Here is a 20,928-nt window from a genome sequence, read left to right on the forward strand (position 1 = left end):
GCTCACTGCCGGTGAACGGGTGGGTGAGCGGGAAGTCGTGCTTCTACGGCGCCTGGTCCGACGGCTCGGAATCGGTCGGCGTCGACGACACCGCCGTCGCCCCCCGCGGCTTCGGGGACAGACTCGACGCCGGTTCCTGGGAGTACGACTTCAGGTAGCTCACCACCGTGTTCAGCACCGCCACCAGCGGCACCGCCACGACCGCTCCACCGATCCCCGCGACCATCCCACCCGCGGCGACCGAGAGGACCACCGCGAGGGGGTGCACCCGGACCGCGCGGCCCAGGATGAAGGGCTGGAGGATGTGGCCCTCGATCTGCTGGACGGCGAGGACCACCGCCAGGGTCATCAGGGCCGTGAACACGCCCTGGGTGACCAGCGCGACGACGACCGCCAGCGCGCCTGAGGCCACCGCGCCGACCAGCGGGATGAACGAGAACAGGAAGATGAAGACGGCGAGCGGCACGGCCATCGGCACACCGAGGAAGTAGATGCCGACGCCGATGCAGACCGCGTCGATGAACGCGACTATCACCGTGCCGCGGACATAGGCCGTCAGCGTGCGCCACGCGCGCGGGCCCGCGCCCGCCATCGCCGGCCGGGCCGCCGCGGGCACCAGCTTCAGCGACCACTGCCAGATGCGCGGGCCGTCGTAGAGGAGGAAGAGGGTCGAGAAGACCGTCAGGAGGATGCCTGTCAGGGCCTCGACGATGACCTGGACGCCCTCCAGGCCGGCCGAGGTGATCTGGTCGGTGTTGGCGCCGATGGCCTCGCGGAGGTTCTTCGCGATCTGGTTGATCTGCTTCTCGGTGACGTGGAACGGGCCCTTGAGCAGCCAGTTGCGCAGGTCGTCGACGCCGTTCTGGACCTGGTCGGAGAGGTTGTCGATGTTCGCCATGACCTGCCAGGTCACGAACCAGCCGATCAGCCCCATCACGACGAAGCCGAGGATCGCGGTGAGCGCCGTGGCGACCCCGCGCGGAAAGCCGTAGCGGATCAGGCGGGTCACCGTCGGCTGGAGCAGGGCCGTGATCAGGAGTGCGGCCACGAAGGCCAGGACCACCAGTTGGACGGCGCTGATGACGCGCATCAGCACCCAGACCGTGCCGGCCAGGATCAGCAGCCGCCAGCCCGCCTCGGCGGCGACGCGCACTCCCCAGGGCACGGCGAGCGCCGGCTCGGGACGGTCGCGGGCGATGACGACGGGTACCGGTGCGGGCTGCGGGGGCAGGGGGTCGTCGGCGGGCGGTTCGGGCGCGGCCTCGGCGTGTTCCTTCGCCACTTCGGCGCGGCGCTCGTCCAACCGCTCCCCCATCTCGCTCAGTCCGGCACCGACCTTGCCGAGCCATCCTGGTACTCGCGACATGATTCGTCCTCTTCCCCCGTCTTGCCCCACTACTCCCCCCTGGAGTCGCTGCGTGTCCGACCGTACAGGGCGAAGGCCCCTCCCCCTATGACGGGGAGGGGCCTCGTGAGGTTGAGCGGACCGGAATGGACGTCCGGTCCAGAACCGGTTCCAGTACCACCAGAGCCGGTTCTAGTACCAGTTGTTCGCCTGCCAGAAGGACCAGGCCTCGCACGGGCTGCCGTAGCGGCTGTCCATGTAGTTGAGGCCCCACTTGATCTGGGTGGCCGGGTTCGTCTGCCAGTCCGAACCGACCGAGGACATCTTGGAACCGGGCAGGGCCTGGAAGAGGCCGTAGGCGCCGGAAGAGGCGTTGACCGCGCGGTAGTTCCAGCTGGACTCGTGGTCCACGATGTTGCTGAAGCACTGGTACTGGCCGCTGGGCACCATGGAGGCGGCCATCGACTGGATCTGCGCGACCGTGTAGGAGCTCTGCACGGGGAAGCTCGACGAGGAACTGCCGGCCTTGGCTGCCGCGGCCTTCGCCTCGGCCTTCTCCTTGGCCAGCTTCTCCGCCTTCTCGGCAGCCGCCTTCTTGGCGACGGCGGTCTTGGCGGCGGCCAGGCGGGCCGACTCCTCCGCGTCCTTCTTGGCGCTGGCGTCGGCCTGGATCGCCTGAGCGTCGGCCTGCTGCGTCAAGGAGGCGGTCTGCACCTGGGCCTGCTGGCCCGTGGGGATGTCCGCCAGGAGCGTGGTGTCGGCTGCCGTCGTCTCGGCGTCATTGTTCTGCGCCTGTGCGACGCTGCCCGAGGCAACGCCTACGACGCTTCCGACGGCGGTGACCGCGGTGGCCGAAGCCACTGCGAATCCCCGGACCGAAATCCGGCTCACACGGTTTCCTTCCAGCATCGCCCGCTTCGGTGACCCTGGCGGACGCAATCGTGCCCCTGAACGCTGGCCTCCCAACTACGGGGTCACGGGAGGCACGGGCCCGGTGGGCAACTCCCGCTCGGGGAGCGCCGCGTGAAGAGCGGGCGGCATACGACTTCGCTGTGGAGTTGGCTGTGATGCTCAAGTGGTGCGTACCGCTGGGGGTACACGTGTGTCGTATGCGGGGCCTGACAGGAATGAGACTCTGCCGTAACCGGACGCCGGGTGGCAATTCTGAGTTGCGTGTGAAAGCTCACATCCCGTTTGCCCCACGGGATTTGGAGAAACAGCAAGACGCCGAAGCGCCGCCCCGCTAAGCTCATCGGCTTTACGGAGCGGCGCCAACTGGCCTGTACTACCTCAGATTTGGCCGTCCTCCAGCATTTCGGTCACAAGCGCCGCGATCTGGGACCTCTCGGACCTCGTGAGGGTCACATGCGCGAAGAGCGGATGACCCTTCAGCTTCTCCACCACAGCGACGACACCGTCGTAGCGGCCGACCCTGAGGTTGTCCCGCTGGGCCACGTCATGGGTGAGGACCACCCGCGAGTTGGCGCCGATCCGGGACAGGACGGTCAGCAGGACGTTCCGCTCCAGGGACTGTGCCTCGTCCACGATCACGAACGCGTCGTGCAGCGAGCGGCCGCGGATGTGGGTGAGCGGCAGGACCTCCAGCATCCCGCGGGCGGTGACCTCCTCGATGACCTCGCGGCTGGTGACCGCGGACAGCGTGTCGAAGACCGCCTGGGCCCAGGGGCCCATCTTGTCGGCCTCGGAGCCGGGCAGGTAGCCCAACTCCTGTCCGCCCACCGCGTACAGCGGCCGGAAGACCATCACCTTCTTGTGCTGGCCCCGCTCCAGGACCGCCTCCAGGCCCGCGCAGAGCGCGAGCGCGGACTTGCCGGTGCCGGCCCGGCCTCCCATCGACAGGATCCCGATGTCCGGGTCGAGCAGCAGATCCAGCGCGATGCGCTGCTCCGCGCTGCGGCCCTTGATGCCGAACGCCTCCCGGTCGCCCCGTACGAGGCGGACGTTGCCCTCGGCCGTGACCCGGCCCAGCGCCTTGCCGCGCTCGGACTGGATCGTGAGACCGGTGTGGACGGGGAAGTCGGCGGCCTCCGGGACGAAGACGTGGCCCTCCTCGAAGAGGATGTCCACCTGTTCGCCCGGCAGGACCAGTTCGGACATTCCGGTCCAGCCGGAGGAGCCCGTGATGGCGAGCTCCGCGCGGTACTCCTCGGCGAGGAGTCCGACGGAGGATGCCTTGATCCTGAGCGGAAGGTCCTTCGACACGACGGTGACGTCGTACCCCTCGGCCTGCAGGTTGCGGGCGACCGCGAGGATGCGGGAGTCGTTGTCCCCCAGGCGATAGCCGCTGGGCAGCACGCTGGGGTCCGAGTGGTTGAGCTCGACCCGGACCGTTCCGCCGAGTTCCCCGATCGGGATGGGGGCGTCGAGGCGACCGTGCCGGACCCGGAACTCGTCCAGCATGCGCAGGGCCTGCCGGGCGAAGTAGCCGAGTTCGGGATGGTGCCGCTTGGCCTCCAGCTCTGTGACCACGACGATCGGCAGCACGACTTCGTGCTCGTCGAAGCGGTTCAGTGCGTTCGGGTCGGCCAGCAGAACGCTGGTGTCGAGAACATAGGTGCGCCGGTCAGGCATGCGGCGCTTTGTGCTGGTCACCACGGAAGGACGTACCCCCTCGGAAGAGGTCGGGGAGCGACGGAGAGGAGCTGGACCGGTCCAGGCCGCGATGCGCGGGCCGAGAACCGGCCCTCCGTCTCGCCCGTACTGACCGCACGGTCGAACTGGTGCAAAGGGCCTCCCGGGCGGACGGCCCCGTGCCGTCCGCTGAGATACGACACCCGTGGTTCGGGCGTCGACCTGCTTGGCTTATGCCCTCGAACATGCGCCGCCATGCCACGGCATATGACGGCGCCCTGGTGAACTCCTTGTTACTTACGTCCCAAGGGGGGTGGTACCGGGGTTCTGTCCGTCATTCGCCGTAGCGGCCCGATCCTTCTCCGCTACGGCCGTCACGCGCCGTAGCGGCCTCTTCATCCGCCGTAACGCCGGTGTCGCGCCGCGTAGTCACGCATCGCGCGCAGGAAGTCGACCTTGCGGAAGGCCGGCCAGAAGACCTCACAGAAGTAGTACTCCGAGTGGGCCGTCTGCCAGAGCATGAATCCGGACAGCCGCTGTTCGCCGCTCGTGCGGATCACCAGATCGGGGTCGGGCTGGGCACCCGTATAGAGGTGCTTGCCGATGAGGTCGACGTCCACGTGGTCGGCGAGCTCCTCCATGGAGGTGCCCTTGTCGGCGGCGTCCAGGATCATCGAGCGGACCGCGTCGGCGATCTCCTGGCGGCCGCCGTAGCCGATGGCGACGTTGACGAGTATCCCGTCGACGTGCGCGGTGGACTCCTCCGCCTCCTTGAGGACGGACTGCATCCCCGACGGCAGCAGGTCGAGGGTGCCGACGTGGTGCACACGCCAGCGGCCGTCCGCGGCGAGGGAACTGACGACGTTCTCGATAATGCCGAGCAGGGGGCCGAGTTCGTCCTGGGGGCGGTCGAAGTTGTCCGTCGACAGCAGCCACAGGGTGACGACCTCGACGTCCGTCTCGCTGCACCAGCCGAGGAACTCCTCGATCTTGTCGCCGCCGGCCTGGTGCCCCTGGACGGTGGTGGAGCCGGCGGCCTTCGCCCAGCGCCGGTTGCCGTCCATGATGACGCCGACGTGCTTGGGCACCGACGCGTGGTCGAGATGGCCTCCCACCCTGCGTGCGTAGAACCTGACCAGCAGGCGGCGCAGGGTGTCGCGCACGTTCACGTGTTGTCAGCCCCTCCGTGGATGGCAGTCCCCGGCTGCGAAGCCTACCCCCGCTGTGACACCGATTCCCCAAGGGGTGTCTGGGCTCATCCCGGTTCGGCACGAAGGTCGGACCCGAGCGGGACGCGAGCCGGACGCGGGCGGGACACCAGTCGGACGCGAGTCGGACGCGGTTCGTCCTCGATGTCGCCCCCGGCTCACTGTCGGGCTCGCTCGTCGGCGGGCGCGGGGGCCGGTGCCGCGGGGCACAAAAAAATCGGGCCGGTCCGTGGGGGGGATACGGACCGGCCCGAGGGGGGGTTTCCACCATAACCCTTCGTAAGTGATGCTGCGTGCATCAGCGCGCCACAACTACTCTCCGAAACCGGCCGACGACGCGTCAGGGGGTGCGGAAGCCCCGATTCCGGCCCTGATCATGGCTGATTCACAGCGGATTCCAAGGAGAACGTGGAGATTTTCCACCGACCCCCGGCATGTCGCTCTCAGGGGTGACGCCGTCAGCGAACGTCCACTTGACGGGGCAGGGCACCGCGCGGCCCCCTCCACCGCACGGTGCCGACCGCGCAGCTTTGCTCACGCGAATTACCTTGGTCCGAACCTACGCGAGGTGACGGGCGGGATGCGAGTCGATCTCGATAACGATGTGGAAAACCTGTGTACATATGAGGGACGTGAGGTGACGGGATTCCGGCCGGGCGTGGCCGGCACGATCCCGGACGCGCCGAGCGGGACCGGCACGGGGTGAGGGCGTACCGAGGTCGGGCGGGGCGGGCCCGGACATGTGTACGGCGACAACCACAGGACTACCGCAGGACTACCGGAGGACCACCGCAGGATTACGGCCACACGGGCGCGCGGGATTTCGCCAATCGGCGCGCGGCGCCGGGAGACCGGGCTGTCACGCGAGCGGCTTGCGGATGTCGAAGAGGTGGCGGGTGCTGTGGGTCACGAACGGGCCCGTGGTCTCGATCTGCTTGTGCAGGGCGCGGAGTTGGGGCTCGTAGGCCTCGACCGTGAAGTCCGGGACCATCCAGATCACCTTGCGGAGGAAGTGGACGACGGCCGCGATGTCGTAGAACTCCATACGCAGCCGCTCGGCGCGGACGTCGACGATCTCAAGGCCCGCCGCCTCGGCGCCCACCCGTTCGCGTTCGGGGTCGCGGGCGCCGCTCACGGACTCCGGCTGGGGGCCGAGGAAGTGCTCGACGAGTTCGAAGGCGCTGCGGGGGCCGACGTGTTGGGCGAAGTACGTGCCGCCGGGGCGCAGGACGCGGGCGATCTCCGGCCAGTGGGCGCGGACCGGGTGGCGGCTCAGGACGAGATCGAAGGCGGCGTCGGCGAAGGGCAGCGGGGCGTCCTCGGCCGCGGCGACCACCACGACACCGCGCGAGCGGAGCAGTTCGGTGGCCTTGGCGACGTTCGGCGGCCAGCCCTCGGTGGCGGCCACGAGCATCGGGGGCTGCGCGGCGGCCCGGCTCAGGGCGAAGTCGAAGACCTCCCCTCCCCCGGTCTGGACGTCCAGGGCGGTGGTCGCGCGCGAGAGACGGTCCCCGGCGGAACGCGCGTACCCCCACGAGGGGCGTGCCTCGGTGGCCCGGCCCACGAACCAGGAGAAGTCCCAGCCCTCGGTGGGGACGGCGACGCCCTCCGCGACGAGGTCCTCGAAGCTGCCCGTGCTGCTCCCGCTGTTGTCCATGGGGCGATGGTCGCAGGGCGTTGTCGGTGGGCGCTGCTAATTTCCGAAGCATGACCGACGACGGAGCTACGGACGCGCTGTACCACCGCGACGAGAAGGCGATGCTGCACGCGAGCCTGGACCGGGTCCGGGACGCGGTGCTGTGGAAGCTGGACGGACTGGACGAGGAGCAGGCCAGACGCCCGATGACGCCCTCGGGCACGAGTCTGCTGGGGCTGGTGAAGCATCTGGCGTCGGTGGAGTACGGCTACTTCGTGGAGAGTTACGGCCGCGAGGTGGAACCGCTGTGGTTCGACCCGTACCAGGACGAGGACATGCGTGCGGGCCCGGACGAGACGACGGAACAGATCGTCGCCTTCTACGGCCGTGCCCGCGCCGCCGCCGACCGCACGATCACGGAGCTGCCGCTGGACGCGGTCGGCCGGCCGCCGTGGCGCAAGCACTCCGTGTCCCTGCGCTGGGTGCTGGTGCATCTGATCGAGGAGACGGCGAGACACGCGGGGCACATGGACATCGTGCGGGAGCTGATCGACGGGGCGGCCGGGGATCACCGGCCGTCGTAGCCGACAAGTCGTGGCCGTGGCCGTCAGGGGACGAGTGCCCTGACCTCCTCCGCCGCGAAGCGTACGAAGGCCTCCGGGTCGGGTTCGTCACCGGTGGGCTGGAGGATCACCGTGTCGGCGCCGGCCTCCGCGAGGCGCTGGACGGCCTTCGCGACGGCGCCCGCGTCACCGGCGACACCGAGGTCGGGGACCGACTCCACGCCCTCGCCGGTGAGTTCGGCGCGCAGGCGGGCGGCGGCGTCGGGACCGGTGGCGGTGAGGAGATAGACGACGACCTTGTGCGGCTCGGTGCGACCGGCCGACTCCCGCCCCTCGTCGATGAGTTGACGGGCCCGTCGTACGCCGTCCGGTGCGGTGCTCGCGGTGAGGATCGTGCCGTCCGCTGCCGCGCCGGAGAGGCGCAGGGTGCGGGGGCCGGTGGCGCCGGCGAGGATCTCGACGGGACCGGCCGGCGGCCAGTCGAGGGCGACGTCGTCGAGCTTGACGTACCGCCCGTCGGTCGTGAGGCGCTCACCGCGCAACAGGGCGCGCAGCGCGTCGAGATGCTCGCGCAGCAGGGTCACCGGGGACTCGACACGGGCGCCGACCTGGCCCATCCAGTCCTGTACGCCGTGCCCGACGCCGATGATCGCGCGTCCCGGGAACAGCCGGTCCAGCGTGGCGACCTCCATCGCGGTGATGGCGACGTTCCGCAAGGGCACCGGCAACAGCCCTACCCCGACCCGCACTTGCTCGCTCCACGCGAGAGCGGCGGCCGCTGCCGAGATCCCGCCCTCCCGGAAGCAGTCCTCCCACAGCCAGAGCTCCTCGAGCCCGGCGGTATCGGCGAGTCGGACGACGGCTCGCAGTCGCTCGGGGGGAAGTTGGGGACGGAATACAGCGCCGAGTCCGGTCATGGGTTCTTCCTACCTGTGGGGAGTGCCGCAGACAACAGCTTTACGAGTGACTGGAATTGGGGTTCGCGCGCTCGTACCGCAGGAGTACGACCCCGTTGCCGAAGGTGCGTGACTCGGTGAGGCGGAGCGGGGTGCGGGTGTCGGAGACGGGGAACATGGGCTTGCCGCGGCCGAGGACGACCGGGTTGACGTACACCTTGATCTCGTCGACGAGGCCGAGGCGGAGGAAGGTCGCGGCGAGGTCGGCGCCGCCGAGGCCCAGGTCACCGCCGGGCTGTTCCTTGAGGGCCAGCACCTCCTCGGGGACGACCTCGGGGACGATGGTCGTGTTCCAGTCGGCGGGGCCGCTGGGCAGGGTCCGCGAGTACACGATCTTCGGCATGTCCCGCCAGATGCGGGCGAACTCGGCGATGACGGCCGGGGAGTTGGGGTCCGCGTCGGCGGTGGGCCAGTAGGCGGCCATCAGTTCGTGGGTGACGCGGCCGTCGACGAAGGCGCCCATGTGCTTGACGGTGTCGTTCATGTGCTGGTGGAGTTCCTCGTCGACCATGTGCCAGTCGATGTCCCGGTCGGGGCCCTCCATGTAGCCGTCGAGGGACACGGACATCATCAGGCTGATCTTCCGCACGGGTGCACCACCTCGTTCACAGTCGGCCTCCCGGGTCGGGCACCGGGTTCACCACCGTCTCACGCCACCGCGAACGCCCCCAGCACCACACCGGTGAACGCTCCCCCGAGCATGAACGGCCCCAGCGGGATCGCCGTCTTGCGGCTCGCCCGGCGCAGGGCGACCATGCCGAGGCCGTAGACCGCGCCGTACAGAATTCCCGCGAAGGCGCCCGTGACGAGGACCGGCCAGCCGTACCAGCCGAGGGCCGTGCCGAGGCCGAGGGCGAGTTTCACGTCGCCGAGGCCCATGCCGGAGGGGTTGATGAGGTACAGCACCAAGTACCCGGCGCCGAGGGCGAGTCCGCCGAACAGGGCGGTGGGCCAGGACCCGGCGTCGGCGGGGAGCGCGGCCGCGATGCCGAGGAGGGCGAGGGTGGCCGCGGCGAGGGGGAGGGTGAGGACGTCGGGGAGGCGGTGGACGCGGAGGTCGACCAGTGCGAGGAGCACGGCGACGGGGGTGGCCAACAGCCAGACGACGAGTTCGGGGCGCGGGCCGGTGGCCGCGGCGAGAGCCGCGCAGACGAGGGCGGTCGTGGCGGACACGGCGGGGGTGCGGGGGCCGTAGGAGCCGCAGGAGGTGGACGGCGGCCGGTCTCCGTATGCGCCGCCGGTGGTGTCGATGGTGCAGCGGGCTCGGCCGAGCCAGCCGTCGAACGGGCCCGTGATCGGGTGGCCGTCGGGGCACTCCCCGTTCCAGGGTTCCTCGGGGTCCACGGAGAGGCGGTGGGCGGCGCGGGGCAGCAGGAGGCCCGACCACGCGCCCCACAGGGCACCCACGAGGATCAGAATCAGGCGCACGCCGGGACGATATCCGGATACGGCGGGCGGGGCATGGGCCTGTGGGCCCATGTAGGGCCTACTCCCGTGTGGATACGGTCGGTTGACACCGGATCGATCCGTGGTGGCTTGTGGCGCAGGAAGGTGACCTGACATGGGGCGACGCTGGAGTGACGGCCGGGGGAAGCTGATCGTGCACGGGGCCGCGGGGGCGGTCGCCGTCCGGCTGGAGCTGGCGACCTCCTACCGCGCGCGTACGAAGGGGCTGCTCGGCCGGGACGCGATCGACGGAGCGATGCTGCTCTCGCCGGCGAGCAGTGTGCACACGTTCCGGATGCGGTTCCCGATCGATGTGGCGTACCTGGACCGGAACTTGAAGGTCGTCGCCGTGCACACGATGAGGCCGGGGCGGCTGGGGCTGCCGCGGTTTCGGTCCCGGCACGTGCTGGAGGCGGAGGCGGGGGTCATGGCGGGGTGGGGGCTGGGGGTGGGGGTTCGGGTGGTGGTGGAGACGGAGTAGGGGGACGGGACGGGGTGGGCGGAGTCGGGGGCAGGTCCGGCACCTGTTCCGCCACGCCGTACACGCGGAACGGGTAGCGGGCGGTGTCCGCGCCGTACCCCGTCTCGACCGGCTCGATGCCGCACCTGACCGAGCGTCCGTCGGGGAGCGCAGCCCAGTACGCGCTCGGCGGGAACGACTCCGCGGGGTGGAGAACCGAACTGCCCACCCTGGCCGCGACACCGAGGGCGAGGTCCGCTTCCTCGTGTGCCACGTCGACCGCCTCGTCGGGCAGGTCCAACAAGTCGGCCAGGGCGCCGGAGTTGGGCGAGGCTCCGGTCCGCCACGACGAAGAGGTTCGCGAGCAGCGACTTCATCCATGGTCCCCGGGTCGAAGAACGGCCGGTGGCGTCAAGGTGACAGCGTGCCGTCGGCTGTCAGCCGGGCCAGGGCCTCTCGGCTTCGGGGCACGGTGTCGTGCCGGCGGAGCATCGCCACGGCCTGGTCGGTGACGAACCCGAACCGGGCGTACCGCTCGGCGAGTTCCATCGCCCACGGAGTGACGAGGGTGTCGTCGTCGACGTACATGCCGAGCCAGGTGAAGACCTCGCCGGCAATCCAGCCGCCGATCCACGTCACCCAGCGCCGGACGAAGCGCGCCGCCTCCTCGCTGTCCGCGTCCCCGGGTACGCCGGGGATGCCGAGCAGCGCGCACTCACGCATCGCCTCGGTCATCCTCTCCTCGGTGACCAGGCGTGCATACGGCATCAACTCCCGCATGACCTGGCGGACTTCGAGCCAGGCGGGCGGTTCCTCGTCCTCGTGGCCGCGCCAGGAGGGGGCGGGGACCGGTTCGGGCACGGGCTCGGGCGGAGCGCAGGCCTGGAGAATCGCCCGTGCGCGGGTGATGTTCTCTTCGCTCTCCGGCAGTTCCACCGGCCATTGGAAGCCGGCGCCCCAGCTGTAGGGGAGTTCCCGTACGGCGGGGGGAAGCAGGGCGTGCTCTCCCTGCGCCGGGCGCTGTGCACGGGCGTCGTAACCGGGGCGGCGCAGGGAGAGCAGTGCGTCCCGCGCCTGTGAGCGGCTGCTCTCGCTCGCGCTGTCGTCCTGTACGACGCGCAGCAGGGCCTGCTCGCCGTGGGGTGCGCCGAGGACATGCAGCAGGTTCACCGCGTCATGGGCGGCGAGCCCGCTCTCGACGCAGCGCTCGGCCGCCGCCGCGACACCCGCTTCGTCGTACGGCTTCCGCTGGAGCCAGCGCAGCACGTCATGGGCCCAGCCTGCGAGCGCCTGGTCGGTCAACACCCCGACAATCAGGTCCAGTTGATCCTCCAGCCACCAGGCCGGTACCGGCGGTTGCGCTGTGCCCGCCCACTCCCGCAGGACATCGGCGATGCCCTCACGGGTGAACCGGTCGGCCGTCGGCATGACGTGGGCCAGCCGGTACCCGGCCTCGTTACGGATCCGGTCGAAGAGTTCCCACGACTCGTCGCTCCAGACGCGAGGCACTGGTGACGCCGACGGGCCCGAGAGCGCGGCCGTCAGTGCCTCAAGGGCGGCTCGCTCGGTCGCCTCCGTAGGCGCCAGTTCCTCCAGCGCCGACTTCCGTTCCCAGGTCAGGTCGTTCCACGGTGAGGGGAGCCGCCGCATGTCCGCGGCCAGCAGGTGATGTGCGGTCACTGTCCGGCCCGCTCCGTTCCACTGGTCGTCCGCTGGTCCGCTCGTCCGCTCCACGTCAGGAAACACCCAGATACCGCATGGCGGTCTTCGGGTCCTTCATCTTGCCCGAGTCCCGTGCCGCCTGCCGCTCGGCCGGAGTCTTCCTGCTCCATGCGTCGTTCATCGCCTTGAGCTGCCGGGCCGAGATGTCCTGGCCGGCGACGCGAAGGTCGAGGCCGTTCTCGGCGAGAGTCCGCGCGGGAGTGCCGTCCGGGACGGTGCCGGTCTTCTTGTCCTTCTGGAAACCGTCGAACACCTTGTCCCAGCCGTCCTGCGTCTCGATCTCGTAGCGCGCCTTCCGACCAGGGTTCGCCTTCTGCCAGTCGGCCAGTTTCCGCGCCTGGGCACGGATCGAGGCCTGGGTGGCGGCCTGTCCCGTGTTCTTGACCTCCACGACGTTGAGGGTGCCGTCCTTGCCCTTGTAGACCACGTCGGCGTCGTCGATGCCGCTGAGATCGGCGGTGGTGCCGTCGCCCATGTCCACGGTCTGGCGGCCCTTCTTCGCGCCGACGCCGGCGTAGACCTTGGTGCCCTCGGCGGCATCGTCCGCGGCACGCGTCGCGGCCTTGACCTCGGCCATGGCTTCGGCCAGTTGGTGACGGTCGCCGGCCCTGAGCACGGGGCCGCCGAGCGAACCGCGGCTCTGGCTGTCGATGGTCGTGTTCTTCAGCATGTCCGCCAAGTCCTTGAGGGACTGCGTCAGTTCGGCCTTCCCGATCTCCCCCTTGCTCAGGTCCGGGCTGTCCTTGGCCTTGGCGACGAGGTCGTCGATCTTCTTCTCGTCGAGCGTGAACCGGTCGCCCTTGGGCGTCTTCTGCTTGTCCTTGGCGTCCGTGATGGCCTTCTTGGCCTCGTCCGCCGCGTGCTGCAAGTCCGCGGCCCGGGCCGCCGCGTCGGCCTCGTCCGCCTGCTTGCGGGCGTCCTCGGCCTCCTTCTTGGCGTCCTCGTCGCAGCCGTCCTCGGCGAGGAGGACGTACGGGGAGGCGCCGGCGGCGAGGACGGTGGTGCCGGTACCGGAGGAACCGGTGAGGATTCCCGGGGTGTCGGGACCATTGCCGTCGTACGGGATCCGGTGGCTCGGTGCGCCGATCGTGCAGCCGGTCTTCTCGGCCTTGTGCTCCGCTTCCTCGGCCGCGTCGTCGGCTTCCTTGGCGGCCTTCTCGGCGCCCTCGACGTCACCGGCCTTGGCCGCCTTCTTCGCGTCCTCCGCCGCTTTGGCCGCCTTTTCGGCGAGCGCGCCGAGCTTTCCCAGTTTGCCGATCTTGCCGAGGTCGCCGACCTTCTCGACGATCTTCGCGCCGTCGTAGCCCGGGATGAAGAGGGAACCGACGTTCCAGAGCACGTGGGTGACGGCGCGCGTCTTGTCGCCGTTGTTCCAGTCCTTGGCGACGTCGTCACCGATGAACACGTCGTAGAGAACCGTGCCACCCGTCTTGACGGAAGCGCCGGTCCAGTCCCACAGGGCGCCGCCGTAGTCACCGTCGGACCACTTCTTGCCGGCGTCCTTGGAGTTCTTCGACCAGTCGTCGCCGAGCTGTTTGCCGTAGTCGCCGATGCCCTTCAGGGTGTCCATCGGGTGGCGGACCATGTCGTAGATACCGGTGAGGTCGCCCCAGACGCCGTCCACGAAGAGGCCTTGGCCGACTTGCTTGACCTGGTCGCCGGCACAGCCGAAGAAGGCACCGACGCCGGAGAAGCAGCCGTCGTCGCCTCCGTCGTCGTTCTTGTCATCGGCGGGGGCGGGCTTCTTGTCGTCGACCGGGTCGGGATCGGTGGTGGTGGTAGTGCCGGTGCCGCCGCTGCCGCCGGTGGTCCCGCCATTGCCATTGCCGTTGCCATTGCCGTTGTTGTCGGCGTTGTCATTGCCGGCGGTCGTGTCCGTGTCGCCGCCCGTCGAGGCAGGGCAGGCCATGCCGGTGACCTTGCAGACCTCCGACTGGATGCCGCTGAAGATCTGGGTACCGAGGCCGCTGACCAGCAGGGCGGTGATGATCGCGGCGACGATGGCGATGAACCCGGCGTACTCGACCGCCGTCTGCCCGTCGTCCCGGCGCCAGCGGATCAGCCGGGACAGGGAGAACGGCCGGCGCTCGACACGTTCCAACCCGGCGAGCGCGTACCACTGACGGCTCTCGGGACGGGACAGGAAGAAGAGGATCAGGACCGGCAGCAGAAGCTGGAGACCCCCGCGCGCGGACCCGGAGGCGAGGTTGACGACACCGCCGAGGATCAACCAGCCCTGTACGGCGACGAGTCCGCGCCGGACGCGGACCCCGCCCTCCCAACTCCGCCGGGCGAGCCACCAGCCGAGGACGCCCGGCGCGGCGGCGTACGCGACGAGGGCGATGACCTGTCCGTCGAGGGCGTCGTACGACGTGGCGGTCATCAGCAGGCCGAGCCCACCGACGACGGTGACCGCGAAGAGCGCGTGCACCAGCACCAGGGCGGTGACGAGCGGCACGGGCATGTCCTGACGCCCCCGCAACCCGCTTCCCCCGCCGGCTCCCCCCATCGAGGCCATGTTTCCCCCGTCCCCCGCCATCGCTCACAAGACCGCCTGAGCTTCCAGAGACTAGGCAGGGGATCGATGCCCGAGATGGGCCCGTGGGCCCAAATCGGTACCCAGGCTGCCGCTGGGCCCGGACCAGAACGATGGTGACGACTCGTGAGGGCCCAGTCGGCTCAGGCTCAGGCCGCGGTCTCCTGCTGGCGGCTCTCGAGTGCCTTCGCGGCCTTCCGCCTCCCGGAGGCCCGGACGTCGACCGGAGTGCCGGCGCCCTTGCCCGGGGTGTCCTTCCAGACACGGATCTTCTCGACGACCGCGGTGAGCCGTGCGTCCGCGGGTTTCACATCGATGGAGAACAGTGACTCGTCCGGCCGGCTGTCGTCGCCGCCCCATCGGACCACACCGTCGAGTTCGGCCAGGATGTCGCGGATCACCATGAGCTGGGGGGAGAAGAACCCGCCCTCCGACCCGGCCGGGTAGGAGCCCGGGCGGATCTGTACGGCCGTGCCCGAGGCCTGGTTGGACTCCGTCAGCCCCTTCTTGACCTCGCTCGGAGCGCGCCAGCCGATGACATCGCCCTTGCGCAACTCGTCGACCTCGTAGTGGAAGCGGCGGATCACGTGGACCAGGACGGCCTCCACGTCCCCGATGCAGACGTCGATGGAACATTCCGTGCCGGGGACCGGGCGCGTCCACACCGTCGAGATGTCGTTGGTCTTCTCCACCAGCTCCCACCCGTTGAGGGAGGTGGGCCGCGCGGTGTCCTCGGTGTCCGAGGCGGTTTCCTCGGCGGCGGCGGGAGCCGCCGTCAGGAGCCCGCCGGTGAAACCGGCCAGGCCCAGAACTGTCGTGCCCTTTACCGCCGTGCGTCTCGTGATGTGAGCCATCCCGCTGAATCTCCCTTTCGTTTCACTTGTTCTCGATGAAGAACATCAACGCCACCGTGGGAAGGAGGACCAGCAGTGAACTGGCCGTCCAGTAACGCCGTTTGGCGGCATCCCGCTTTCGGCGCATCGCGAGGTTGACCGGAATCCACAGCCCCAGGAACGCCGCCCACATCGGTACCAGCACCAGCAGCCAGGGCAGCATGCCGTCGTTCTCCGTGGGCTCCCGGTGTGTGATTCCCAGGCCCGCGAGGGGGTAGTTCACCGCGAACAGCACGAGGGCCCAGACGGGGATCACGGCGACAATCCCGAGTACGAGATTGACGACGACGGGAGCTGCCCAGGTCCGGCGGGCCGAAGGTGTTCGGGCGGAAGTGTCAGGAGCTGTGCGGGAGTTCATAGATTGCGCACGATCTTGTAGTACTTCTCCAATACCTGGTACAGGCCGCCGACTTGTCTGCCGTACTCCTGGGCGGCGTCGTTGGTTCCGTTGTATCGCGCCAGGATCGCCTGGGAATCGGCGTCGCTCGTGTCCAGGCCGGGCCGGGACAGGCCGATCTGGTACGCGTTGTAGATCGTCAGGTAGGCGGCCGTCTTCACGTTGTACACCGGATCGTCGTGCAGTTGGGTCCACACGTCCGTCAGGTTCCCCGCGGTCCCCGGGACCAGCAGCGTGCCGTTGATGATTCCCTGCTGGACGCAGTAGTTCCGCGCCTCGATGGCGACCCAGCCGAAGATCTGTCCCCACCCGGTGCTGCAGTCGTCCTTCAGACCGTTCTGTACGGCGAGATCCGCGACGGGGTCCAGCGGGTTGAACTTGCGCAGCTCCCAGAGCACCGGGGCCTGGATCAACGCCTTGCGCAGTTTGAGCTGGCGGGCGAGCGAGGTGAAGAGCCAGTCCGCGCCGACGACGAGATCGAACGCCTCGGTGTTGGATATTCCGCCCAGGGTCGCCCAGTCGCTGTCGGTCCAGCCGTCTCCGCCGGTTTCGGGGACCCCGATGTCCTCCAGGTATCCGCGCACCTCCTGCAGCATGGCGTCGCGGTAGGTGTCGTCGAACTCGGCGTCCAGCCCGTCGGTGTACGAGCCGGGGTCGAAGGTGTTCTGGCCGACGTCCCGGCCGGACGCGACGTTCTTGTCGATCTCGATGGAGCCGGTTCCCGACCCGACGGTGACGGTGGCGATCTGGTCGAAGGCCCAGTTGTTGGACAACGGGTATCCCAGGTTTCCCGAGAAACCGCTCGACATGTCCGAGACGAAGCTGGCGTCGGCGTAACCCGCCACCATGGCCCGTGAACACACGTTCCGCGGACCGTAGATGCCGACCAGGTACCGGGAGTTCTCCTGGACGACCCGATAGATCCCACGGAAGTGGGGAAGGACGTAGTCGGTCACGTCCGCGTCGAGCGCGTCGTAGTCGACGGCGAAGTAGATGCGGGTTCCGTCCTTGAAGCCGTGGTACTTCGCCCACTCGATCGCGTCGTAGGCGTCGTACGTCCCCTGGGGGTAGTTGAAGTACGCGTTGCTGCCGCCCCATGTCTGGTAGATCGGGAAGCAGCTCAGCCCCGCGTCGGCGATGGTCGCCAGTTCGCCGGGCTTGATCACCTTGTCCAGGGTGGTGTTGGGCACGTTGGACAGGTAGCGGCCGACGTATTTGTAGCCGGCCGCTTTGAGAGCCGCCGCCCTCTCGGCGGTGACGGTGGTGACGCAGTCGCAGGCCGTGCCGGGACGGGACTGGTCACCGTAGGAGACCAGCAGGGACGCCCAGGTGGGGAAGTCGGCGTTTCCGGTCTGGGGAAGACCGACGTAGGCCTGGAAACTCGTCGTCTCCGCCGCCAGCGCGGAGGTGTACGAACTCGAGAACACGGTGCTGCTGCGCTGGTTGAGGATCAGCGCGGCCGAGTAGAGGGACACCCAGGCACCCGAGCTGCCCACCGTGAGGGTGTGGGCCTTGATGCCCGTCTGGGTCGCCGGGCCGAAGACCCCGTTGGCCACGCCGTCCGCCAGGCCGATCTCGTACTGGATCGCGTAAAGCATGGACTTCGCGACGTCGCGGGAGTGATGGCCGTCGCAGGGGATGATGAAGAAGTCCGCGCGGGTCACGTAGCGCCCGTTCAGCCACTGCTGGATCGAACGGATACCGGTACTGCCCGCGCTGTCCCCGTAGTCCACCAGCACGTAGGGGTCCATGTTGAGCAGCGCCTTGAGCACCTTCGGCGTCACGTCACTTCCGGTGTAGACCCCGCCCACACCCATGTCGGACTTCAGCTTCGTCACGGCGGCCTCGACGCGCGAGTTGTAGGTGCCGTCGATCTCACCGCCGTCGTAGCCCTTGCAGTAGAGGCCGGACTGGATGATCCGGCAGAAGTTGGCGGAGGGGACCGTCGAGGCGTTCAGCTTCGGGTACTTCGACGTGAGCGTGCTCAGGGTGGTGGGACCGAAACTGTTGGACAGTGCGGTGATTCCCAGCTCGTACTGGAGTGCCCGGGTGAGGGCGTACATCGTGTTCCAGCCGGTCTTGCCGTCCTCGTCGACCGTCATGCCGATGATGCTGCCGTACGTCGCGTTCACGAATCTCTGCGCGCGCTGCACTAATTCGTCAGCCATGAGTCCACTTCTCCTGTGGTCGCTTCTGCGGTGGGGCAACAAAAGGAGAGGCGTAAGCCGCACGTTCGCCGTGGCCGTTCGACCGCTTGAAACGAGATCGGCTTACGCCTCATTTCAGTACAGCCGCCGCTAGCAGCTGTAGCTTTCCTTGCCGTTGACGAGATAGCCGGTTTCGGCCTCGGTCTCCAGCAGGTACGCCACGGTGAAGCACCCACCGGAGCCGGTCGTTATGTACACGGGGCCGGCATACGAGCTGAAGGTGCCGGAGTCATAGCCGCAGGCGGAGCTGGACGTGGTGCCCGGACAGGCCTGCAGATACATCCAGTTGGCGCCGCCGGGCGTCTGGTTGTAGAAGACGACGCAGAGGTACCCGCCGCCCACGTAGGCGGCCATGCTGCCGCTGACCGCCCCCGTGTCGCCGGGCAGGGAGGCGTCGATGTAGGCCAGGGTGTTGTAACTCCCGCCGCACACCGTCGAAGCGGCGGCGACGGCCTGCGGGTCCGACGCGGCTGCCTCGGCGGTGGCGGTGTCGGCTCCCGCGGCCAGCCGGACGGCGACGCCGTCGCTGCGGGTCGCGACAGCGGAACCCGTCGATCCGGGGCTCTCGGCCACCGAAGCCCGAGTGGTCAGGCCCAAAAGAACCAGCACCGCGAAGGACACGGTCACTAATCGCCGTATGATGTACAGGGGACGCACAGATTCCACTCCTGTCGTGCTCCGCTGCGCGGCATCCCGGTTATACGGTTGGTAGCCTGGGCCGGGATGCCCACAGTTGAGGTGATAGCGAATTCGGAGATCTTGATGTCATCCGTGGGAGTACCGGCAGATGATTTTCTCAGGCCGCCATGGAATTGACCAAGTCCGATGCACTCCGAAAACAGCCGAATTGGCTGGTTGTAAGCGGTTACTTGAAATGCGCTCGTGATTGCATCGGTATGAAATTCGCGCACAACCAAAAGCGGCGTTCAAGCGTCCCCGGGCAGCTTCTTCGGTGGTGTACGCGCGGTGACCATGTTCACGAAGGCCGCTACGAACCGACCGAGGCTCCCGTCGTGGACGGATGACCTTGCCAGTCACCGTTCAGAACCGAAGCCTCGATGTGCCGTCAGCCGGCCACCGTCCGCCTCGCCAAGCCGCCTGCGTCGCCGGGGCGTTCGGGCTGTCGCCGGCGGAGCGGCTGGTCGGGCTCCAGGAGGCACAGGACAGGCGCCCACAGACGTACGTCGTCACTGCCCGCCGCCGCATGGATGAGCGCGGAAATCTGCTTGTTGCCGCCCATCCCCAGAAGTGCGGGGGGGGCCGAGGACGTCATGCTCGGTCAGATCCAACCGGACGACTCCGCTTCCGCGAGAGCTGCCCGGTAGGCGGCGGTGGCCTCACGCACTCTGCGCCGCATCGCCGCGGAGTCGTCCGTTACGTAGTGCCCGAAGCGCTCGTGCCCATCTGGACCGGATGGACGACACAGTGCTGCCCTCGGCGGCCTCCCGTGACCTCATCCGCAACGTTGCCCACGAACTGTGAGGACGCCACCGTGATCCACATCAACTGGGAAGCCCCGTACTGCGGGGAAGGCAACAACTGCTTCCGCATAGGCACCGACCCTCAAGGCAACGCCTGCATCGCGGTCGCCGGACAGGAGGGCCGCTGCCTCACCGACACCCGCGAAGCCCTCCGCACCCTCATCCGGGACATCAGGGCAGGCAAGGCCGTCCACCTGCTGGAGAACTGACCGCGGGCGACCTGGAATCCTCGCTCAGCTCTCCGTGCGCGGGAACGTCACCTCGACCCGTCGGTTCTTCTTGCGGCCGGCCTCCGTGGAGTTGTCGGCGATCGGGTACTGCTCGCCGTAGCCGCGTACCTCGAAGGTGATGTTCGGGCTGTTCAAGTCCGCGTCCAGGACGGCCTGTACGGCGTCGGCGCGCTGCTTGGACAGGACGTCGCCGTGGGCGGACGAGCCGAGGTTGTCGGTGAAGCCGAAGACGCGGACCGTCGACGCGTTCTGCTTCTTGATCTCCGCGGCGATCGTGTCGATACGGGACTTCGCCTCGGCGCTCAGCTTGGCGCTGTTCTTGCTGAAGAGGACCTCGGCCTGGAGGGCGAAGGTCACGTCCGAGTTGGTGTCCTCACGGCGTTCCTCGCCGCCCTGGTCCTCCACGACGGACTTGATGTCCAGGACCTTGGGATCGGCGAGCGTCGCGCCCTCGGGGAGTTTCAGGTCCGGGTCGTTCGGGTCGACCTTCACCGGGGCGGAGGCCGAGGCCTCGGTGCCCGGCGGGACGCTCGGACTCGGGGCGTCGTCGGCATGCGCCGCCACCGCGCCGACGATGTTCGCGGCGACCATGATCGTGGCGGCGGTCACGACCAGGGCGAGACGGGGAGTGGTGGTCACGGCCGCCTCACCCGGAGATCTTGATCGTGGCGACGGCGAACGTCGGTAGCTCGAAGGAGACTTCGGTCGTAGTCGTCGGGGGTGCTGGGAACTGCATGAAGACAGCCAGCTCGTCACCCGACTTGATCGTCGTGAAGCCGGTCGTCGTCAGCGGACGGCCGTCCGTGTCGCGCAGCACGTAGTAGCGCTTCTTGCCCTTCGAGTCCACGAGCGTGGCGCCGCCGAGCGACGGGCCGTTCCTGATGACCTCGGTCTCGTTGCCGCTCAACGCGGCCGGGACCACGACGCTTTTGTCCGCGTCGTTCCTCAGACTGCCGTTCACCGTGACGAAGCCACCGGAGTCCCGGGTGGCGGAAGTGATGTCCAGGATCAGGCCGTTCGAGCCCTTCACCTCGGCCAGGGGCGCGTCCGACTGGCCCTCCTGAGCACTCGGATCCGATCCACCGCTCTTGGAGGCCGACGCCGGAGTATCCGGTTTCTTGTCGTCACCGCCACCCCCGCAGCCGGCCACGCCGAGTGTCAGGCCGGTCGCAACAGCCAGTGCGACCAACCCTCTGCGGGCCGTCGAAGTGAACCGAATGCTCATGACTCTGCTTCCTTCATCACTCGTCGTTCGC

Annotated in this window: 19 protein-coding genes; 3 read left to right on the plus strand and 16 right to left on the minus strand. The window is 68.7% G+C overall.

Annotated features, from left to right (window positions below; translation table 11 throughout):
• Positions 1–43: 43 nt before the first annotated feature.
• From OG714_RS19460 to OG714_RS19480, 5 genes are all read right to left on the minus strand, one after another.
• On the minus strand, positions 44–1,366 hold the full coding sequence (locus OG714_RS19460) for an AI-2E family transporter (RefSeq protein ID WP_406122612.1): 1,323 nt from the start codon (positions 1,364–1,366) through the stop codon (positions 44–46).
• Between the two features lie 171 nt (positions 1,367–1,537).
• Positions 1,538–2,236 (minus strand): lytic transglycosylase domain-containing protein, encoded by a 699-nt coding sequence (locus tag OG714_RS19465; protein WP_406122614.1) that lies wholly within the window; start codon positions 2,234–2,236, stop codon positions 1,538–1,540.
• A 399-nt stretch (positions 2,237–2,635) separates the two neighbouring features.
• A complete protein-coding gene (locus tag OG714_RS19470) occupies positions 2,636–3,961 on the minus strand; it encodes a PhoH family protein (protein WP_406122616.1) in 1,326 nt (441 codons plus the stop codon).
• Positions 3,962–4,332: 371 nt separating this feature from the next.
• Positions 4,333–5,106, minus strand: a complete 774-nt coding sequence (locus tag OG714_RS19475) for an isoprenyl transferase (RefSeq protein ID WP_406122618.1) — start codon at positions 5,104–5,106, stop codon at positions 4,333–4,335.
• An 898-nt stretch (positions 5,107–6,004) separates the two neighbouring features.
• The gene (locus OG714_RS19480; RefSeq protein WP_406122620.1) at positions 6,005–6,802 is read right to left on the minus strand and encodes a class I SAM-dependent methyltransferase; all 798 of its coding nucleotides are present in this window, start codon (positions 6,800–6,802) and stop codon (positions 6,005–6,007) included.
• 50 nt (positions 6,803–6,852) lie between these two features.
• Here OG714_RS19480 and OG714_RS19485 point away from each other — a divergent pair, with 50 nt between their 5' ends.
• Positions 6,853–7,365, plus strand: a complete 513-nt coding sequence (locus OG714_RS19485; RefSeq protein WP_406122621.1) for a DinB family protein — start codon at positions 6,853–6,855, stop codon at positions 7,363–7,365.
• 23 nt (positions 7,366–7,388) lie between these two features.
• On the opposite strand, the gene OG714_RS19490 is transcribed toward OG714_RS19485, so the two are convergent.
• From OG714_RS19490 to OG714_RS19500, 3 genes are read right to left on the minus strand one after another with little or no spacing between them, the layout of a single operon-like run.
• On the minus strand, positions 7,389–8,261 hold the full coding sequence (locus tag OG714_RS19490) for an LLM class flavin-dependent oxidoreductase (protein WP_406122623.1): 873 nt from the start codon (positions 8,259–8,261) through the stop codon (positions 7,389–7,391).
• Between the two features lie 40 nt (positions 8,262–8,301).
• Positions 8,302–8,889 (minus strand): dihydrofolate reductase family protein, encoded by a 588-nt coding sequence (locus tag OG714_RS19495; protein WP_406122625.1) that lies wholly within the window; start codon positions 8,887–8,889, stop codon positions 8,302–8,304.
• 59 nt (positions 8,890–8,948) lie between these two features.
• Positions 8,949–9,728 carry a prepilin peptidase gene (locus OG714_RS19500; RefSeq protein WP_406122626.1) on the minus strand — a complete coding sequence of 260 codons (780 nt, stop codon included), beginning with the start codon at positions 9,726–9,728 and terminating at the stop codon, positions 8,949–8,951.
• 133 nt (positions 9,729–9,861) lie between these two features.
• Between OG714_RS19500 and OG714_RS19505 the strand changes: the two genes are divergently transcribed.
• Entirely contained in the window at positions 9,862–10,227 is a 366-nt protein-coding gene (locus tag OG714_RS19505) for a DUF192 domain-containing protein (protein WP_406122627.1), read from the plus strand.
• Between the two features lie 390 nt (positions 10,228–10,617).
• Here OG714_RS19505 and OG714_RS19510 read toward each other — a convergent pair whose 3' ends face one another.
• The 6 genes from OG714_RS19510 to OG714_RS19535 all read right to left on the minus strand — a co-directional run bounded on the left by OG714_RS19510 (position 10,618) and on the right by OG714_RS19535 (position 18,588).
• The gene (locus OG714_RS19510) at positions 10,618–11,886 is read right to left on the minus strand and encodes a hypothetical protein (protein WP_406122629.1); all 1,269 of its coding nucleotides are present in this window, start codon (positions 11,884–11,886) and stop codon (positions 10,618–10,620) included.
• 55 nt (positions 11,887–11,941) lie between these two features.
• Entirely contained in the window at positions 11,942–14,392 is a 2,451-nt protein-coding gene (locus OG714_RS19515; RefSeq protein WP_406122631.1) for a hypothetical protein, read from the minus strand.
• Between the two features lie 221 nt (positions 14,393–14,613).
• Positions 14,614–15,318 carry a hypothetical protein gene (locus OG714_RS19520; RefSeq protein WP_406122632.1) on the minus strand — a complete coding sequence of 235 codons (705 nt, stop codon included), beginning with the start codon at positions 15,316–15,318 and terminating at the stop codon, positions 14,614–14,616.
• Between the two features lie 22 nt (positions 15,319–15,340).
• A complete protein-coding gene (locus tag OG714_RS19525) occupies positions 15,341–15,613 on the minus strand; it encodes a hypothetical protein (RefSeq protein WP_406122634.1) in 273 nt (90 codons plus the stop codon).
• A gap of 98 nt (positions 15,614–15,711) precedes the next feature.
• A complete protein-coding gene (locus tag OG714_RS19530; protein ID WP_406122636.1) occupies positions 15,712–17,922 on the minus strand; it encodes a glycoside hydrolase domain-containing protein in 2,211 nt (736 codons plus the stop codon).
• A gap of 129 nt (positions 17,923–18,051) precedes the next feature.
• Entirely contained in the window at positions 18,052–18,588 is a 537-nt protein-coding gene (locus OG714_RS19535; protein WP_406122637.1) for a hypothetical protein, read from the minus strand.
• An 865-nt stretch (positions 18,589–19,453) separates the two neighbouring features.
• Between OG714_RS19535 and OG714_RS19540 the strand changes: the two genes are divergently transcribed.
• Positions 19,454–19,651: a hypothetical protein gene (locus OG714_RS19540; protein WP_406122639.1), complete on the plus strand. Its 198-nt coding sequence runs from the start codon at positions 19,454–19,456 to the stop codon at positions 19,649–19,651.
• Between the two features lie 24 nt (positions 19,652–19,675).
• On the opposite strand, the gene OG714_RS19545 is transcribed toward OG714_RS19540, so the two are convergent.
• Both OG714_RS19545 and OG714_RS19550 read right to left on the minus strand, forming a co-directional pair.
• Complete coding sequence (locus tag OG714_RS19545; protein WP_406131875.1) at positions 19,676–20,263, minus strand: OmpA family protein; 588 nt, start codon at positions 20,261–20,263, stop codon at positions 19,676–19,678.
• A 55-nt stretch (positions 20,264–20,318) separates the two neighbouring features.
• Positions 20,319–20,897, minus strand: a complete 579-nt coding sequence (locus OG714_RS19550) for a hypothetical protein (protein ID WP_406122640.1) — start codon at positions 20,895–20,897, stop codon at positions 20,319–20,321.
• Positions 20,898–20,928: the final 31 nt, after the last annotated feature.

The sequence above is a fragment of the Streptomyces sp. NBC_00989 genome (assembly GCF_045162655.1).
GTDB lineage: Bacteria > Actinomycetota > Actinomycetes > Streptomycetales > Streptomycetaceae > Streptomyces.

What these genes read in the sequence shown, in the direction of transcription:
- OG714_RS19460 (WP_406122612.1), bottom strand. Translation starts at nt 1,366, where the DNA reads ATGTCGCGAGTACCAGGATGGCTCGGCAAGGTCGGTGCCGGACTGAGC.
- OG714_RS19480 (WP_406122620.1), bottom strand. Translation starts at nt 6,802, where the DNA reads ATGGACAACAGCGGGAGCAGCACGGGCAGCTTCGAGGACCTCGTCGCG.
- OG714_RS19485 (WP_406122621.1), top strand. Translation starts at nt 6,853, where the DNA reads ATGACCGACGACGGAGCTACGGACGCGCTGTACCACCGCGACGAGAAG.
- OG714_RS19490 (WP_406122623.1), bottom strand. Translation starts at nt 8,261, where the DNA reads ATGACCGGACTCGGCGCTGTATTCCGTCCCCAACTTCCCCCCGAGCGA.
- OG714_RS19505 (WP_406122627.1), top strand. Translation starts at nt 9,862, where the DNA reads ATGGGGCGACGCTGGAGTGACGGCCGGGGGAAGCTGATCGTGCACGGG.
- OG714_RS19515 (WP_406122631.1), bottom strand. Translation starts at nt 14,392, where the DNA reads ATGCCCGTGCCGCTCGTCACCGCCCTGGTGCTGGTGCACGCGCTCTTC.
- OG714_RS19520 (WP_406122632.1), bottom strand. Translation starts at nt 15,318, where the DNA reads ATGGCTCACATCACGAGACGCACGGCGGTAAAGGGCACGACAGTTCTG.
- OG714_RS19530 (WP_406122636.1), bottom strand. Translation starts at nt 17,922, where the DNA reads ATGGCTGACGAATTAGTGCAGCGCGCGCAGAGATTCGTGAACGCGACG.
- OG714_RS19545 (WP_406131875.1), bottom strand. Translation starts at nt 20,263, where the DNA reads ATGGTCGCCGCGAACATCGTCGGCGCGGTGGCGGCGCATGCCGACGAC.
- OG714_RS19550 (WP_406122640.1), bottom strand. Translation starts at nt 20,897, where the DNA reads ATGAGCATTCGGTTCACTTCGACGGCCCGCAGAGGGTTGGTCGCACTG.